This is a genomic window from Pantoea sp. SGAir0430, from assembly GCF_043549295.1.
In genome coordinates this window covers 708170-725740 of record NZ_CP039427.1, presented here as the reverse complement: position 1 = coordinate 725740, position 17571 = coordinate 708170, and the positions used below count along the sequence as shown (strand labels likewise).

At 55.6% G+C, this 17571-nt stretch carries 14 protein-coding genes, 1 tRNA gene, 1 other RNA gene and 1 pseudogene; 5 read left to right on the top strand and 12 right to left on the bottom strand.

Annotation, left to right across the window (positions count from 1 at the left end):
- Positions 1 to 63 precede the first annotated feature (63 nt).
- The gene (gap, locus tag E7738_RS03500) at positions 64 to 1074 is read left to right on the top strand and encodes a type I glyceraldehyde-3-phosphate dehydrogenase (RefSeq protein ID WP_394516103.1); all 1011 of its coding nucleotides are present in this window, start codon (positions 64 to 66) and stop codon (positions 1072 to 1074) included.
- Positions 1075 to 1112: 38 nt separating this feature from the next.
- Here the strand turns inward: gap and E7738_RS03495 are convergent, their stop codons facing one another.
- Entirely contained in the window at positions 1113 to 1907 is a 795-nt protein-coding gene (locus E7738_RS03495) for a helix-turn-helix transcriptional regulator (RefSeq protein ID WP_058757432.1), read from the bottom strand.
- Between the two features lie 86 nt (positions 1908 to 1993).
- Here E7738_RS03495 and E7738_RS03490 point away from each other — a divergent pair, with 86 nt between their 5' ends.
- Positions 1994 to 3169: a YbfB/YjiJ family MFS transporter gene (locus E7738_RS03490; protein WP_394516102.1), complete on the top strand. Its 1176-nt coding sequence runs from the start codon at positions 1994 to 1996 to the stop codon at positions 3167 to 3169.
- A 5-nt stretch (positions 3170 to 3174) separates the two neighbouring features.
- Here the strand turns inward: E7738_RS03490 and phoA are convergent, their stop codons facing one another.
- A complete protein-coding gene (gene phoA, locus E7738_RS03485) occupies positions 3175 to 4581 on the bottom strand; it encodes an alkaline phosphatase (protein ID WP_394516101.1) in 1407 nt (468 codons plus the stop codon).
- 245 nt (positions 4582 to 4826) lie between these two features.
- Here phoA and E7738_RS03480 point away from each other — a divergent pair.
- A tRNA-Ser gene (locus E7738_RS03480) sits at positions 4827 to 4914 on the top strand.
- A 48-nt stretch (positions 4915 to 4962) separates the two neighbouring features.
- A non-coding RNA gene (locus E7738_RS03475) (RtT sRNA) lies at positions 4963 to 5093 on the top strand.
- Between the two features lie 253 nt (positions 5094 to 5346).
- On the opposite strand, the gene E7738_RS03470 is transcribed toward E7738_RS03475, so the two are convergent.
- From E7738_RS03470 to E7738_RS03460, 3 genes and pseudogenes are all read right to left on the bottom strand, one after another.
- Complete coding sequence (locus tag E7738_RS03470; protein WP_394516100.1) at positions 5347 to 5751, bottom strand: hypothetical protein; 405 nt, start codon at positions 5749 to 5751, stop codon at positions 5347 to 5349.
- Positions 5752 to 5889: 138 nt separating this feature from the next.
- Positions 5890 to 7200 (bottom strand): hypothetical protein, encoded by a 1311-nt coding sequence (locus E7738_RS03465; RefSeq protein ID WP_394516099.1) that lies wholly within the window; start codon positions 7198 to 7200, stop codon positions 5890 to 5892.
- A gap of 59 nt (positions 7201 to 7259) precedes the next feature.
- Positions 7260 to 7810 (bottom strand): annotated as a pseudogene (locus tag E7738_RS03460) (DUF6246 family protein).
- 1042 nt (positions 7811 to 8852) lie between these two features.
- Between E7738_RS03460 and hxlB the strand changes: the two are divergent.
- Positions 8853 to 9413 (top strand): 6-phospho-3-hexuloisomerase, encoded by a 561-nt coding sequence (gene hxlB, locus E7738_RS03455; RefSeq protein WP_241798915.1) that lies wholly within the window; start codon positions 8853 to 8855, stop codon positions 9411 to 9413.
- Between the two features lie 161 nt (positions 9414 to 9574).
- On the opposite strand, the gene E7738_RS03450 is transcribed toward hxlB, so the two are convergent.
- The 7 genes from E7738_RS03450 to putP form a co-directional block, all read right to left on the bottom strand.
- Positions 9575 to 9712: a hypothetical protein gene (locus E7738_RS03450; protein WP_021509915.1), complete on the bottom strand. Its 138-nt coding sequence runs from the start codon at positions 9710 to 9712 to the stop codon at positions 9575 to 9577.
- Positions 9713 to 9911: 199 nt separating this feature from the next.
- Positions 9912 to 10916 carry an XdhC family protein gene (locus tag E7738_RS03445; protein WP_241798914.1) on the bottom strand — a complete coding sequence of 335 codons (1005 nt, stop codon included), beginning with the start codon at positions 10914 to 10916 and terminating at the stop codon, positions 9912 to 9914.
- 98 nt (positions 10917 to 11014) lie between these two features.
- Entirely contained in the window at positions 11015 to 11803 is a 789-nt protein-coding gene (gene phoH, locus E7738_RS03440; protein WP_021509913.1) for a phosphate starvation-inducible protein PhoH, read from the bottom strand.
- Positions 11804 to 12377: 574 nt separating this feature from the next.
- Positions 12378 to 13658 (bottom strand): iron uptake transporter deferrochelatase/peroxidase subunit, encoded by a 1281-nt coding sequence (gene efeB / locus E7738_RS03435; protein WP_241798913.1) that lies wholly within the window; start codon positions 13656 to 13658, stop codon positions 12378 to 12380.
- Between the two features lie 2 nt (positions 13659 to 13660).
- Positions 13661 to 14779 (bottom strand): iron uptake system protein EfeO, encoded by a 1119-nt coding sequence (gene efeO, locus E7738_RS03430; protein WP_136547029.1) that lies wholly within the window; start codon positions 14777 to 14779, stop codon positions 13661 to 13663.
- Between the two features lie 51 nt (positions 14780 to 14830).
- On the bottom strand, positions 14831 to 15664 hold the full coding sequence (efeU, locus tag E7738_RS03425; RefSeq protein ID WP_021509909.1) for an iron uptake transporter permease EfeU: 834 nt from the start codon (positions 15662 to 15664) through the stop codon (positions 14831 to 14833).
- A 256-nt stretch (positions 15665 to 15920) separates the two neighbouring features.
- The gene (gene putP, locus E7738_RS03420; RefSeq protein ID WP_394516098.1) at positions 15921 to 17405 is read right to left on the bottom strand and encodes a sodium/proline symporter PutP; all 1485 of its coding nucleotides are present in this window, start codon (positions 17403 to 17405) and stop codon (positions 15921 to 15923) included.
- Between the last annotated feature and the right edge of the window lie 166 nt (positions 17406 to 17571).

Here is a 17571-nt window from a genome sequence, read left to right as displayed (position 1 = left end):
GTCGTTTACGCCAGTGCACGCCAGGCCTACAGTGACTGCAGTAACTTCACTAAGGAGTCAGTCATGATCAAGTTAGGCATTAACGGTTTTGGCCGTATCGGACGTAACGTATTCCGCGCCGCGCTGGGCAGCAGCGACATCGATATTGTGGCGATTAACGATCTCACCGACAGCAAAACGCTGGCGCATCTGCTGAAGCACGACTCCCTGCTGGGTCGGCTGCCGGCAGAAGTCAGCGCTGGCGACGGCGAGCTGCGCATTGATGGCAAACCAGTGCGAGTGTTCAGCGAGCGCGATCCGGCCAATATTCGCTGGCGTGACGTGGGCGTGGATATCGTCATCGAAGCCACCGGCTTTTTTACCGAGCGTGACAAGGCCGCGGTGCATATCACGCACGGCGGCGCCAAACGCGTGATCATCTCTGCGCCGGGCAAAAATGATGATTTGACGATTGTGATGGGCGTCAATGACCAGCGCTACGATCCGCAGCAGCACTTTGTAGTGAGCAACGGCAGCTGTACCACTAACGGCCTGGCGCCCGCCGCGCAGGTGCTGCATCAGGCGTTTGGTATTGAGCACGGTCTGATGAACACCACCCATGCCTACACCAACAGTCAGGCGCTGCACGACCAGCCAGAGAAAGATCTGCGCGGCGCGCGTGCGGCGGCGCTGTCGATTGTGCCCTACTCCAGCGGCGCGGCTAAAGCGCTCGGCCGGGTGATTCCGGAACTGGAAGGCCGCTTAACCGGTTACTCGCTGCGCGTGCCGGTGCCGGTGGTGTCGGTAGTGGATCTGACGGTGACGCTGAAACGCGACGTGACGGCCGAAGAGGTGAATGACGCCTTTAAAGCCGCTGCTGCTGCCGGTCCGCTGCAGGGTATCCTCGGCTACAGCGATGAGCCGCTGGTTTCCAGCGATTATCAGGGCGATGCGCGCTCATCGATCATCGACGGCTTATCGACGCTGGTGATTGGTGGCAACCTGGTGAAGATCCTTGCCTGGTACGATAACGAATGGGGCTTCTCCAACCGTCTGGTTGACCTCGCGCGCCTGATGGCACAGCGCGGTCTGTAATCTCCCCGGCGGCGTGCGCCCGACCTGCGCACGCCGCGCTAATGCGCCAGATAGAAGATCAGATGCATTCCCGGTGCCTGCTCAATTTGCAGCGAGGTAAAGGTATATGTCTGCATCCTGCCTTCGACATCAATCAGGGTTTTATTACCCGCGCCGATTTTCCCCACATCATGGTCATTCCACAGCGTGCGAAACCCGGCGCTGCGCGCCAGCAAATCCTCGATCACCACTTCGAATTCCTGCGCCTGATTGCTGGCGGCATAACCGGCGCGAAACGCCGACAGCGTATGGCGCGCCGCCTCTTCCCAGCCATGAATGCGCTGCTGGTAGGCTTCACTGATGAACATTAGCTTGAGCGAGTTGCGATCCGCCGGCGGCAGGGCCGCCCAGTCGACAATCAGCGACTGCGCCGCCGGATTCCAGTAGACAATATCCATGTTGGCGCGGCGCACAAACGCCGGATGCGGGTCCAGCGCATCCACCATCGCCCTCACCTCAGGCGGCAATTCATGGCTGAAGGGTTGCGAATGTGCGTTACCAAACACCAGCGCTTCAAGATACTCCTGCTCGGTGACCGAGAGCTGTAGCACTTTGCCGATGCGCTGCAGCGCGGCGGGCGAAATACTGATGTCGCGACCCTGCTCGAGCCAGGTGTACCAGCTGACGCTGACCGCTGCCAGCTGTGCCACTTCTTCGCGCCGCAGTCCGCTGACGCGCCGGTTTTGCCGGCTGAAGCCATAGATCTGCGGATCAATACGCGCGCGCTGGCGGGTAAGGAAGTTTTTTACATCTTCACCACGCGATTTGACGGCCTGGGTATGACCTGTAGTCATAGGATAAACCACCCCATTTTTCACTGACTGATTGACATTTACTATCACCGGACAGAGTAAGGTATCTCAGCGGAGTAAAGCAAAGTATGTCAGCAGATTCAGTTTCCGCCGGACGGCAAGCAGTCCGGCACACCCGGGTGAGCCTGATCACCATGCTCACCGGCATGGTGACCCTGATTGTGGTAATGGGTATCGGCCGTTTTTCACTCACGCCGCAGATCCCGCTGATGATCGCCAACGGTCACCTGACGCTCTCCAGCGCTGGTGTGCTGGCAGCGATGAATTACATCGGCTATCTGCTGGGCGCACTGCACGTGAGCCGCATCACCGCCCATCACGTGCGCTACCTGAAGGCCGGTTTGCTGGCCACCGCGCTGGTGACCCTGCTCTCCGGCTTTAGTCATGCCTGGGTGCTGCAGTGCCTGTTCCGTGTGGTGGCGGGTATCGGTGGTGCCTGGGCCCTGATTATCGTCACCTCCTGGACGCAGATGGTGCTGGCACAGCAGCAAGCCCCGCGCATGTCCGCCGCGGTATTTGCCGGCCCGGGAGCGGGCATCACCCTGAGCGGCGTGCTGGCGTGGCTTATCACCCGGTTACACCTGAATGACGATCGCGCCTGGCAATGCTATGGCGTGGTAGCGCTGGCTGGCGTGCTGCTGCTGTGGCGCGCGCTGCCCGCGTCGCTCCCCGCCCGGCAGCGGGAAAGTGCGCCGGCGGCACCGGGTAGTGCGGTAAAACGGCTATGGCTGGCCTATACGCTGGCCGGTTTCGGCTACATTTTACCCGCGACGTTTTTGTCACAAATGGCGCACAGCCTGTTTGCGCAGGGTCAGCTGGCAGCGCTTTTCTGGCCGCTGTTTGGACTTTGCGCAGTGGCTGGCGTGGTGCTGATTATGCTGTTTTCAGCGCGCCTGAATACGCGCCTCAGCCTGGCGTGGGTTATGATCCTGCAGGGGCTGGGCGTGGCAAGCGGCGTGCTCATCCCGGGCGTGAGCGGGCTGCTGATCTCAACGGTGATAGTCGGGCTGGGGTTTCTTTCGATTATGCAGCTGTCGATGCAGCTGGCGCGCGCCGTCTCCAATATCAGCGTGGCAAAAACCGTGGCGATATTGACGTCAGGCTATGCCACTGGCCAGCTAATCGGGCCGCTGATCTCCGCCGCCAGCGTGCAGATTTTTGCTTCCCTGCACCCCGCGCTGCTGCTGGCCGCTGGCGGACTGGTGCTGGGCGGACTGCTGGTGCTGCGCATCCGCCCGCACTGACGCGCTTACTTCAATGCCATCGCCTGCTTTAGCGTGAAGAACAGGTCGGTCTGATCGGTCAGGCCGACCACATTCGCCGCGTGCGGACCGTAGGCCGCGATGCGCAGCTGGGTGCCGGTGTGCTCCTGGGAATCCTCTTCCGAGTTACCGTAGCTGATGGTCATCACTGCGCCATCTTTGGTGTTGAGCGCCTGAGTCAGACCCGGCGCTTTAGTGCCGTTTTCGACGATCTGGCTGCTGTGCGCGTGATCGGCGGTGACCACCACCAGCGTATCGCCATGCTCGCGCGCATACGCCAGCGCCACCTGCACCGCCTCATCTAAATCGACGGTTTCACCAATCTGACCGCACGGGTTGGCGGCGTGATCCTGCTTATCAATCGACGCGCCCTCCACCTGCAGGAAGAAGCCGTTGTCGTTGTGGCTGAGCAGGTCGATGGCTTTTTGCGTCATCTGCGCCAGGGTTGGCATTGATGCCGGACGATCTTTGTTGACCTCACAGGTCACCACCGGTTTATCCAGATTACCGTGATAGCTGGCTTTCGGCCCCTGCCAGCGCACCGGCATGTTGCCCTCCGAGAACAGCCCCAGCAGTGGCGTCTGTTGATTCGCCTGCTGTACCGCATTCAGCGCGGCAAGATTATCGACCAGCTGGAACCCCCGTATTTCGGCCTGCTCGCGCAGGGTTTTGCCCTGATAGTCGCCCGCTTTAGCCCGCTCAGCGAAAGATTTGGCACCGCCGCCCAGCGTGACGTCGGGACGGGTTTGCAGCAGCTGCTCGCTGATCGATCCTTTCCCGCCCTGCTCCAGCGCGTTACCCGGACACAGCTCGCTGGTTTTTTCCGGGCCGTAGCATTTGCGCGAGGTAACGTGCGCCATCAGCGCGGCCGGCGTGGCATCCTGCAGTTCTGCGGTCGAGACGTTGCCGGTGGCTTTACCGGCTGCTTTGGCCAGCTCAAGCAGCGTAACCTGATCTGTGCCGTTGACATCGACGCCAATCGCGCCGTTATAGGTTTTCGTGCCGGTGGCCCAGGCGGTGGCCGACGCGGCAGAATCCGTTACGTAGTTTGGCTTGTGCGTTTTCTTGTCCAGCGAGTAATGGGTGTACTGGCCGGTGAGCGGCAGCGCATCAATACCGGGAAAGAAGCCGCCGGCCCCCATCGCCTGATTGCGCGCCGCGGTGATTTCGGAATCGCCCATGCCATCGCCAATCAGCAGGATGACATTCTTCGCCGTGCTATTGCTCAATGAGGCTTTCAGCGCCTCGGTCTGGTCACCGCTCAGGCGACGCGCGCCGCCGTGCTGGGTAATATCGCCAGTGGCTGCGCGTTGATAGCTGGTGCTCTCTGCCAGCGCGGACGGGGTGGTGAGTGAAGCCAGCAGAGAGAGCGTGAAAAGAGGCAAGCGTTTCATTTATCAGCATCCTTATCCGTAGATATAACCAAATGTTTCCGCCGACAAGTCTGCGACAGTGCGGTGACACTTTTGTGTCAGTTAAGGAATGTTTTGATGACAAAAGCGGCAAAGTGGAGAGGCTTAAGGCAATCTGCGCAGAGGTTAAGCGAATAGAAAAAAAGGAGAAAATAGCCCTTGACCCTTATCGCTGAACTCCCTATAGTAGCGCCCCGTTGACCCAGTGCGGTCAGCAAACAAAATGTGGTGAGGTGTCCGAGTGGCTGAAGGAGCACGCCTGGAAAGTGTGTATACGGCAACGTATCGGGGGTTCGAATCCCCCCCTCACCGCCATCATTCAGAGAAGAGCCTGTACGCAAGTACGGGCTTTTTTCTTTTATATTCTCCAGGCGTGGGGGGGGGATGAGAATCCCCGATGGGGGTTCGACAACTGGCGCATGCCAGTTGGACAGCGGAGCCTGCGACGCTGCCCGCAGGGTGAGCGAAGCGAATCAATCCCCCCCTCACCGCCATCATTCAGAGAAGAGCCTGAACGCAAGTACGGGCTTTTTTCTTTTATATTCTCCAGACGTGGGGGGATGAGAATCCCCGATGGGGGGTTCGACAACTGGCGCATGCCAGTTGGACAGCGGAGCCTGGGACGCTGCCCGCAGGGTGAGCGAAACGAATCAATCTGACGGTACGTGAAACTTGTAAGGGGGCTTGTTGGCCGCTGTAATGACCGCAACTATGGCCATTGCACCCAAAATCAGTTTCTTCATATCCTTATCCTTTTTGATGTAAGAAGTATCGACCTTTGACTTCGGAAAGGTTTATCGTCCCTCCCTTCCAACCTTCAGAGAGCATTTTCTCTTTCAGGGTAGTATCTCTTTCGGCCTGCTTATAACGCCGTAATAGAACACCTAATTGGTCATAGCCGACATTCGTTGGTCTGACGAAAGTTCTGGGATGAGGATACGGGCCAATGATCTGCTCGTATTCGTAAATCTGGTAATGGGCCTGCGCAATCAAAGCATCCATCACGATGTCCGAAATGCTGACCATGTATTCACAGGCGCTGATTGCAATCCTTAGATGCTTTTCATCACCACGCAGTCGGTAATGCGTTTTAACAGCCCCGGTTAGGGTAAAGTGCAAATCGACGACTTCTAAGAAGTTCTTTTTCAGCACCTAATCTCTGAACCATGCGACCTTTTGAGGAGCAAAACCCTGAAGCTTCATATCCCTATCCCCATAAGTAACAGTGGGGAAATCGTAGCATGGAGTAAACGCAAACCGCTCAACTTTACAGGTATGAGAGGTATAATTTCACGAACCAGCTAGGGAATCAGGGTGAGGTATCTCGTCCATTACTTCATCAGCGTCGCAATTGTCGATGAAAAAGTAAAGAGTTGAATCCACAATTTTTAAACGCCTAGTTCCTTGGTCATAATCAAAAAGCGGAGGGACGATATTTTGATTGGTTTGTAGGATAGATAGCCTTTTTAAGGTACCTGTAACGTCGGACGTCCTAACATTTTCAGGATGAGAATGAATCTCTCTTATTAATTCCTGAAGTGTTTTCCTTTCGATTCCGTCTTTTAGTTCTACATAACTACGACTTAAAAGAACTTGTACGAGATAATACTGTAGATACAAAGCTACTGCATCTTCGCTAGGCCTTCTACTCCTGCTGCCAGCAGCAATTGACTCAAGGCTTCTGACATGTCTAGATGAATACTCAGCAACTTTTGCAAATATAGCTGACTTTAAAATTTCTTCATCTGTTAACTCTTCAAATTCCAAGAGTACACTTTTAACTCCTGACAACTCACAAAATTTCTTGAGTAACTCTTGCACCACAGCGACACTACCATGAGCCTGATGAAAGATTTTATTCTTAATGGTGTCATCAATAGCAATATTTAGAGCTTTTTCCCCAGCCTCCGCAATTCTAGCAAAATCTGTTTCTTCCCATGGCTCCACTGGAACTTCGGCCATACGATCCTGCAAATCACCATTGAATTGTATTAGTCTGTTGTTCTCACGCCAAACGCCAAGTATTATGAAACGTATACCCATCTCTTCAAAGGTGCGCAAATCAAATGCCAGTTGCCCTTGAACCTCAACAGAAAGATAATGAAAATTTTCCAAAACTAAAAACTTTTCACCGCCACCTACAGATAAAAGCAACTCTCCAACATCCTGCGCCGCAGTTAAATTGAACTCAATTGGCCTTGTGGTAGTTTGAGTTTCTCTACCAGCCTTACCCTCCCCACCTAGCTCAACATCTGCTTTCGCCAAGAAAGGTAAAATAGCCGAAAATGTTGTTTTAGCTGATGCGGTAGCTTCTTTAGAATTGGTTGTAGACTTTTCTGTAGTAATCTCAATGCCGAACCCACGCAGAAACGCTCTGTAAATATCTTCTGCGCTGCTGGTAGGTCCACAGTGGTAGGTTGACCTCTGCTCCTCAGATAAATGCCTTTGTAATAGGGCAGTCTTACCTTGTTTAGATGAGCCATAAATAACAATTTGCTTTGTTGTTGCTAGTGCATCAGACAGAGCCTGATCAACCGCGTCACGTTCAATATAACTGGCTACCGGATCTTTTGAGACACCAAAAACATTATTTAAATGCATAAAAATCTCCTTTTTGATGCCGAAAACTATACCACGCTAAATATAATTTACATACATTGTTATATGGTGCGATTGTAAATTATTTCTCGCTTACCCTTCCTATTTATATAGTCATCAGCCACAGCGTCATACTCTTCTTTCGTAAAGCCCTTCGGCTCAGGAAACTTCGCAGCAAGCAGCATCTGAAACTCTGTCATGGTCAGCTGCTCCGCCTCCTCGCGCCTCATGCCGAGGTGGGTTCGCGCTGCGTTGATGTACTCGAAAGCATTGAATTCAGATGACGCCTGACCTCCTTCATGGCGCTGCAGTTTCCTTACCTTAGCCTTGCTGATGATTCCATGCTGTATGAGTGACTATGCAATCAGCACCATACCAGTGACTGGCATCAAGCCTTTACGGTAGACGAATAGCCACTTACCGGACTTTCCCGGCCTTAACTCGCCAATCAGGGTGCTGATATCTTCATCGCAGCACGCCGTCAGCACATTCATAGCAGCGTATACAACCTGCTTACTGGACTGCGGGCGGCTCAGATAACTCGCCAGGCAGGAATACCGCCAAAAGCAGCGACAGAGCGCCTCACCAGTGATGATTGCTCATCATTATGCAGGTCGAAGAAGGCCTAAACTATCTCCTGCGGGTCGCAGATTCGCATCATGTTTGCAAATGACGGTCTTAAGAAATAGTCATCCTCACCCACTGTAATCAGGCATTTGCCTATCTCTTTTGCCGGGGTCATAGTTTCTCCAGAATCATTATCAAGGGCAGTTGCAGCCGCCATTTGTAATGGTTACGAACCCGTAACTGTAACTGCGCAGATGACTACGATGGGCACCTGTCAAGGCCGACGATCAAAACCGGCAGCGAATAACGGTGTGATTTTCAGAAAAATGCACGTGTAGTGCACGTGAAAAAAGATCCTTTTGTGAAATCATTTAATATCAATTATTTACGAAGGAATAAACGCAGGTTCGTATCCCCCCTCACCGCCATTATTCAGAGAAGAGCCTGTACGCAAGTACGGGCTTTTTTCTTTTATATTCTCCAGGCGTGGGGGGATGAGAATCCCCGATTGGGGGTTCGACAACTGGCGCATGCCAGTTGGACAGCGGAGCCTGCGACGCTGCCCGCAGGGTGAGCGAAGCTCACCAATCCCCTCTACCATTTGTAACAAGACTTCAGGCGGACAAAACCGCTTGTGAATTGATTACAGAAACACAGACCTACAAAATCAGCAAAAAAATGCACGTGAAATGCACGTGCACTTTGATGCCATGAAAGCCTCTGACTATCGACAGAAGCTTTTTCACTTTTATTCTCCTTGCAGCACCGACCCCGCGATCTGGCGATTGCGCTACCCCATTTGATGCCACAATCCATCACAAATCTGCCCACCAACTCTGCACACTCACCGCTTTTGTGCCACAGGACGCATAATCGAAAGATCCCCTTTCGCTGCAATATCGCGTGGGCAGCGGACCGTGTACTCTTACCGGAAATTCTGCAGGGTATCCTTTTCATCCACTGATGATGTCTTTGAATTAAGAGGGAATGCACGATGACCAGACTGAAAAAGCACCGGCCCTGTTCCGGCCACTCTTTTCGCTGTTTAATGAGACGGACGAACGCTCACGTGACGGGAGAGCGTTAACATGGCCGTTCAGTCAAATGTCACCCATATTCTTACCGAACTCGCGCATAACGCCCGGCAGATAGATGAGAGCCAGGCGCAGGCATTGATCGCACAAATTCGCAGCGCGAAACACATTTTCCTGCAGGGTGCCGGGCGCAGCGGCATTGCTATCCGCGCGTTCGCTAACCGCCTGTTGCATCTGGGTTTCTCTGTCAGCATGGTGGGTGAAATCTCGTCACCCCACTCCAGACCAGGCGATTTATTGATTATTGGTTCTGGCAGTGGCGAAACCGCGAGCCTGAAAGCGCTGGCGCTGAACGCCGTTGAGCGCGGTGTCGATGTGGCGCTGATTACCCTGAAAGCAGATTCAGGCATCGGCAGACTGGCCAAATGCGTGTTGGTATTACCCGGCAACGTTAAAACCGATAACGCACGTAGCGCCGGACGATTCTCGCAGCCAATGGGCTCGGCCTTTGAGCAACTCTGCTTCATTACCTGTGACGCCATGGTGCTTGAAATCATGCATCAGTGCGGTGAAACCAGCGAGAGCATGTTCAGCCGCCATGCGGACTTCGAATAACAGCATAACGTGTTTCCCGAACGTCGCTGATTTATACGCGGCAAATCTGACACCGAAACCCTGTGTGGTGATACGGTATCGCCGCTGACACGGGTGTGCAGGTTAGATAATTTATTTTGTTTATATTTAAGCGTAATTGATTTCCCTAGTGCCGGACTTAGTTATTGATGTGGATAAGGCCACGCATGATCGAGGCCGGTTGATGACAGGATCCCCGTGACGGCCAGCCAGGCGATCACCAGCGCGAAGACAATAATTGCTGTAATTTCAATTGATTTAATCCAATGACGCTTAGCCATAAATACCCCTTCTCAGTTCAGGTGTTTGTACACGCTTCTCTGAAGATAAGGTGTTACCGGTAAAGCGCAAGCGTTGAACACATCATGAAACATAAAGCACAGCTTATTGATTATTTGCGGCGCGAAAATTTGGCATAGCCGTTTGCCCGTCTGCTGGCATCCTGGTGCATCCGGGTTTTTCGTGGGATGAGTGATGTGATCATTCAGACGCTGCGTGCACCGGGCTAAGCGCATCCGTTGCCGCTAACCCATTTTTGTGACGCACAATATCCGCCATGATTGCCAGCGCGATCTCCGCCGGGGTTTTGCTGCCGATATCCAGCCCAACCGGTGCGTGAATGCGCTGCAACTGCGCCGGCGTCAGCTCCGCAATCGCGCTCAGGCGCGCTTTGCGTTTTGCGCTGTTGCGCTGCGAGCCCATCGCACCGAGATAAAACGCCGGCAGATTAACCGCTTCCATCATGGTGAGATCGTCAATACGCGCATCATGCGTCAGCGAGAGGATCGCCGTAGCGGCATGGCAGCCCTCGCGTTCCAGATACACCGCCGGAAACTGCTGCACCAGTTTGACGTCCGGCGCCAGTTCGGCCGCCATATTGCTCAGCACCTCTTCACGGTGTTCACAGACGATGGTTTCGAATCCCAGCGCCAGCGCGAAGTTGGCACAGTAAACGGCGACGCTGGAGAGTCCGGCAAGGATCAGGCGCGGCGCGGCACTCAGGGTCAGAACGATTTCGCTGTCAGTGACCTGGGTATGGGTGCGCCGGGTATAAGGCGCCGGTTCGAGCGCGTGACACGGCTGCGGCAGCGTCAGGCGTTTGGTGATGGCTCGCGCGCCGGTCAGCGCATCCTCCAGCTGCTGTAAGTAGCCCAGCGTGGCGGCACCGGCAGGCAACCGTTCGACCAGAATATCCAGTACGCCGCCGCACGGCAGCGCGCGGTCAGGCATGTCGCCCCCCTCACCGTAGCGCACCAGTTGACTGGCGGCAGAGAACGCCTGCTGCTGAACGCGGGTGATAAAATTCTCCTCGACGCAGCCGCCGGAAAGGGAACCGCTGTAGCGCCCATCGGCGCGAATCACCATCATCGCGCCCGGCGGGCGCGGCGATGATCCGTACGTGCTGAGCACGGTACACAGCCACACCGGCTGCGCTTCCGCCCACTGCTGCGCCATCCTTACCACCTGCACATCAAGAGAGTGCATGACTTTCTCCGCTCATCGTTTCCGCCCTTTTTCGTCCCGTAAGCATAGCAATGAAAAACCCGGCCGCAGCCGGGTTGAGATTAGCTATTTTTTCAAGGTTAACTGTAAGCATGCAGCGTACGCTGGCACAGTGCCGAGCGAACGCAGTCGTCTTTACCGAAACGCACCACGCCAATCATCTCATCCTCTTCGAAGCGCGCCAGCGCATCGGCAAGGCCAGATTTGACGCTGGCGGGCAGGTCGCACTGGGTGACATCACCGTTGACAATGACCGTGACGTTTTCACCCAGGCGGGTCAGGAACATCTTCATCTGCGCAGCGGTGACGTTTTGCGCCTCATCCAGAATCACCACCGCATTCTCAAAGGTACGTCCGCGCATATAAGCGAAGGGCGCGATCTCTACCTTGGCGATTTCGGGTCGCAGGCAGTACTGCATAAAGGAAGCGCCGAGACGTTTAACCAGAACGTCGTAAACCGGTCGGAAATAGGGGGCAAATTTCTCGGAGATGTCTCCTGGCAGGAAACCGAGATCTTCATCCGCCTGTAAAACCGGGCGCGTCACAATGATCCTTTCGATGTCCTTATTGATCAGGGCCTCGGCTGCTTTCGCAGCGCTGATCCAGGTTTTACCGCAGCCGGCTTCACCGGTCGCGAATATCAGCTGTTTCGTTTCTATGGCATTAAGATAGTGCGCCTGAGCATCGTTTCTGGCCTCAATTGGTGACCGGTCACGCACATCGCGCGCCATGCCAATTGCATCCAGCCCACCCATCTGCACCAGCGAAGTGACCGATTCTTCTTCACGCTGACGATGACTGCGAGAGTCACTGCGAAGCACTCGGCGGGCTTCACGACGCGCTTTGATCACTGCTTTCTGTCTTCCCATAGTGGCACCTTACAGTTGGTTTCATTTATCGCGGCGGATCACCCGCGGCGATGATTTGAACGCTTTAGAGGTTTTGTTGGCTTCCTTGTAAGCCGTATCGAGCCAGTGAGAAAAGTGTGCAACAACGCCGAAACGCTGCCGCGCACCGGTAAACATCGGAAAAGAATTCGAAGGCGATAAAAGAAAAGTGAAGAGGATTCTCACGCGGGAGGCAATCCCCCGCAGCGTACTGCGCTAGCTGAAGTGTATTTAACTGTCCGTATAAGGACCGGGCCATGCGCGAACTCCAGTGGACTTAGCCACACAACTGACAACGCTATGACTAAAGTTCATCATATTTCCGCCGATTTGCAACACTATTTTTACTTTACGGCAAAGAAAACCCGCGTGGCGCTGCATCAGCCCGGTGCGCTTAAATTAAATTAATATTAATATTCAGTAAGATAGGTAATTCAGCACTTAACAAACTGTTTCAGAAAATTCGGACATGACAGCGAGACAGGAGAAATTTAAGGCGGGCTTAACAGCAGCGCCTGGCACCGCGAACGGCGAACAAGCGCTGTACATTAATTAATCAGGCTTCGAGCAACGGCTGCCCCAGATAATGATTTTTGTCCGCCACACCGGGCAAAACAAAAAAGTATCCGCCGCCGATGGGACGAATATATTCTTCCAGCGCTTCGCCGTTGAGTCGTTTCTGCACGGTAATAAAGCCTTTGCTTAAATCGTGCTGATAACAGACGAACAGCAGCCCCATATCCAGCTGCCCTGCCCCGGTAATCCCCGAGGAATAGCTGTAGCCGCGCCGCAGCATCAGGCTGCTGTTGGTTTGCGGCGTGCGCGGATTGGCGAGCCGGATATGCGCATCCAGCGCGATAATCTCGCCGTCCGGATCGCGGGCGTAATCCGGCACGTCATGCTCGTGCTGCATCCCCAGCGGCGCGCCGGACAACTTCTCACGACCAAAAATGGTTTGCTGCTCGCCCAGCGGCGTGCGGTCCCACATTTCAACGTGAAAACGGATGATGCGCACTGCCTGATAGCTGCCGCCGTGCGTCCACGCCGGTTCCTGCTGTTCTGGTGTCACCCACAGCAGCTGGTCCATCAACTGCGCATTATGCGTATCCGGATTGGCGGTACCATCTTTGAAACCCAGCAGGTTGATCGGCGTTTCGCGCCCTTTGCTGCGTGCAGCGTGATCGGCGATAAAGCCGTCGCGCCGCCAGCGCACCGCCAGCAGATCCGGCGTGTGCTTGATGATATCGCGCAGCGCGTGAATCACCGTATCCTGGGTATTGGCGCAGATCTGAATCAGCAGGTCGCCATGACACTGTGCGGCGTCGAGCGAATCGTTGGGAAAGCGTGTCATCGTCTGCAGCTGGCTGGGCTTATGCGCGGCCAGCCCGAAGCGCTCGTCGAACAGTGAATGCCCCACCGACAGCGTCAGGGTCAGGTTATCGGGCGCAATGTCCGCACCCAGGATGCCGGAGTCGAGCGGCGGCAGCTGCGGATTGGGCACCGCCGGCGCCGGTCCGCCGTGGGTGAGAAAGGCAAAGCGCTGCGTCAGCAGCCGCAGCAGGCGTTCCAGTTCAGCTTTATCACTGGCCAGCACATCAAACGCCACCAGCATCATAGATGCCTGCTGCGGCGTCAGGATGCCGGCCTGATGAGCGCCGTAAAACGGTTGCGCCTGCTGGCGCGCGTCGGGTGCAACCGTGCCAGGTGAGAAACTCTCTGCCGCGCTGGCGGCATGGAACGGACAGCCGCCGCCCAGTGCCGCCGCGCCACCCAGCATGCCTAATCCCTGTAACAGACGACGACGCGACGGTTGCGCCGCGTCATTTTTTTTACTCATGATTAATCAAGACCTAAAGTGCCGCGCAGCAGGGAGAGATCTTCCGCCAGCGTGGTGATGGGCCCTTTCAGCGCATTGCGGTCGCTGGTGGTCAGCTTTTCATAGGAGGCAAAACCGTCTTTGGTGCGGTATTTGCTGAGAATGCCATCCACCTTCTTAAAGTTCGCGTCCACTTTCGCCAGCAGCTGCGGATTGGCTTTTTGCAGCAGAGGACGCAGCAGATCAACGATTTTCTGTGCGCCGTCGATGTTGGCCTGAAAATCGGACAGATCGGTACGGCTGTAGCGATCTTCCTCACCGGAGATTTTGCTGGACGCCACCTCTTCAATCAGGCCTGCCGCGCCACCGACCACTTTCGCCGGCGGGAAGGCCAGCTCGCTGACGCGGGTTTGCAGATCCTGCACATCCTTATACAGCTGGTCAGCGAACGCGTCCGCGCCTTTGGTGGTATTGTCGGCGAACAGCAGTTTTTCCAGCCGGTGGAAGCCGGTAAATTTCGGATCTTCCGCTTTTTTCTCGAAGTCATCTTCACGCGCGTCAATGCTGCCGTCGAGGTCGGAGAACAGTTCGGCAATCGGCTCAATGCGCTCATAGTGCACGCGCGTCGGCGCATACAGCGCTTTGGCTTTTTCCACGTCACCGGCTTTTACCGCGTCGGTAAAGGCTTTGGTGCCGGCCACCAGCGCGCTCACCTCGCCCATCACGTAGACTTTGTAATCGGCAATCGGCCCGACCAGCTGCAGCACGTCTGGCTTGCCGCTGCTGGCGGTTTGGCTGTCACCGCTGACCACCAGCTTGCCTTTCGGATTGGTGAGCAGGCCGCAGGTCATGTCATATTCACCCGCTTCCAGGTTGGCGGTGAGCTTCTGGCTGAAGCCGGGCGCGATGTTTTCGCGCTCTTCCACCACCATCACGCCTTTAAGGATTTCCCACTCCAGCGCTTTCTGGCTGTTGTTTTTGATGATGAACTGGGTTTTACCGGCCTGCACGTTGAGCGACATCGGCTCGCACTGCTTGTCAGTGACCGTCACCGTGACCTGCGGTACGGCAGCGGCAGAAGCGGCACCGGACAGCGCCAGCATGGAGAGCAACAGCGCCTTACGGCGGAAGCGAATCGTCATAGTCATATCCCTGTTACATGAAGGTACAGGCGCACGCGCGCCTGCGAAAAGTTAGCGCACCGACCGTGCGGCGCTGGGTGCCGGACGCGCCGGGAAGAAAAACAGCAGCAGCGCCGGGATCAGGTAAATCAGCCATACCGCGACTTCGCTGACGCTCGGCGCTTCCTGATAACCCAGAATGCCTTCCAGCAGCGTGCCAAAGATCGAATGGGTCGAGAGCGTGTTGCTGAAGTCAAACGCGGTCGCCTGGAAGTGGTTCCACAGTCCCGCCTCGTGGAAGGCGCGGATCGCCCCCGCCGCCAGTCCGGCCGCCACCAGCAGGATGAACAGGCTGGTCCAGCGGAAGAAGTGCGCCATATTAAGCCGCACGCCGCCGTAGTAAATCAGCATGCCGAGCACGATGGCGGTCGCCAGACCCAGCACCGCGCCAATCGGCGGCGCATAACCGACATCCTGGGTGAAGGCCGCCAGCAGAAAGAACACCGACTCCAGCCCTTCACGCGCCACGGCGAGAAACACCATCAGCACCAGTGGCAATCCGCTGCCGCCCGGCTTCTGCAGCGCCTGATCGACGGATTTTTCCAGCGTGGCTTTGATATTGCGCGACACCTTACGCATCCAGAACACCATTGAGGTGAGGATCACCACGGCAATCACCGCCACGATGCCCTCGAACAGTTCCTGCTGTTTCTGCGGGAACTCACCGGTGGTTTCGTTGATGAAAATACCGAGCGCGAGACACAGCGCCGCAGCGATAAACACGCCGGCCCACATCGCAGGGAACCACTGGCTGCGCTGGGTGCGTTTGAGATAGCTGGCAATCAGGCTGACGATGAGTGCTGCCTCAAGACCTTCGCGCAGCATAATGAGAAAGGGAACGAACATCACCAACCTCTTGAATGTTAAGGAGGGTAAACCTTAGGTAAAAATACGTAAAGTGCGAACGATATCGATTATCATTATCGCGAATGAAAATACAAGTCACCGCGCGAAATTAATTTTGCTTTTGCGGGTCAGGGTGCGATGCGGGAAAGTCAGGGTGGAGTGACAGATTAGGCGATAAATCGCGCGCAGAGGACGTGACACTAACAGTGCGGGGAGCACGGCACACGCGCTCCCCGCTTTACTCAGGCCATCACCCTTATTTGGTGTTGTATTCCGCTTCGGCAGCAATAAAACGTTGCTGCGCTTCAGCCGACGGTTCGCGACCGGCCAGACTTACCAAGACAATCGCGATGCTGGCAAACAGGAAGCCCGGGATGATTTCATACAGATTGAGCCAGGCGTACTGCTTCCAGATCAGCACCGTGGCGGCACCGATAATCATGCCGGCCAGCGCGCCGTTGCGCGTCATGCGCTTCCAGCACACGCCGAACAGCACCACCGGACCGAATGCGGCACCAAAGCCTGCCCAGGCGTAGCTCACCAGGCCGAGCACGCGGTTCTCCGGGTTGGAGGCCAGCGCAATCGACACCAGCGCGATCACCAGCACCATTAAACGGCCAACCCATACCAGCTCTTTCTGGCTGGCATTTTTACGCAGGAAACCTTTATACAGGTCTTCGGTCAGTGCGCTCGAGCACACCAGCAGCTGACAGCTCAGGGTCGACATCACCGCCGCCAGAATAGCTGACAGCAGAATACCGGCGATCCACGGGTTGAACAGAATGCGCGCCAGCTCGATAAACACGCGCTCGCCGTTTTCGCTTACGCCCGCCGCCTGCTCCGGATGGTTCTGGAAATAGGCGATACCGAAGAAGCCCACCGCAACAGCACCGGCCAGGCACAGGATCATCCAGGCCATGCCGATGCGGCGCGCGGTGCGAATAGAACGGTGCGAGTCTGCGGCCATGAAGCGCGCCAGAATGTGCGGCTGGCCGAAGTAGCCGAGGCCCCAGCCGAGCAGTGAAATCACCGCCACGAAGTTGAGGCCCTTCAGCATATCGAGGTTTTCCAGGCTTTTCGCTTCAATCACGGCCAGCGAATCATCCAGGCCACCGACGGCGATAATCACAATCACCGGCGTCAGAATCAGGGCAAAAATCATCAGGCTGGCCTGTACGGTATCGGTCCAGCTCACCGCCAGGAAGCCACCCACCAGCGTATAAAGAATGGTTGCTGCCGCGCCAGCCCACAGCGCGGTTTCATAACTCATGCCGAAAGTGCTTTCAAACAGGCGCGCACCCGCCACGACGCCCGAGGCACAGTAAATGGTGAAGAAGATCAGGATTACCAGTGCCGAGATGACGCGCAGAATTTTGCTGTGGTCTTCGAAGCGGCTGGTGAAAAAGTCTGGCAGGGTTAAGGCGTTATTGTGATGCTCGGTCTGCACGCGCAGGCGACCCGCAACAATTTTCCAGTTCAGCCACGCGCCAATCGTCAGGCCGATGGCAATCCAGCTCTCAGAGATCCCGGAGAGAAAAATCGCGCCCGGCAGTCCCATCAGCAGCCAGCCGCTCATGTCCGAGGCCCCGGCTGACAGCGCGGTCACCACGCTGCCCAGGCTGCGACCGCCCAGAATATAGTCGTCAAAGTTTTTGGTTGAGCGGTACGCGATAAAACCAATCAACACCATCCCGAGGATGTAAATGATAAATGTCACCAGCATCGGTGTACTTACTGTCATCTGTCTCTCCACTTATTATTTGATCTCTTAAGAGAAATCTTTTTCCTGCGTTACCGGAACGGGATAACGTCAGGGCTTTACCGCATCCAGAGAAAGCGATTTCTCATAAGGCGCGGTATCCTGCCGCAAAGGTGCGACGCGCACAATGCATTTAACACAGCTGTTA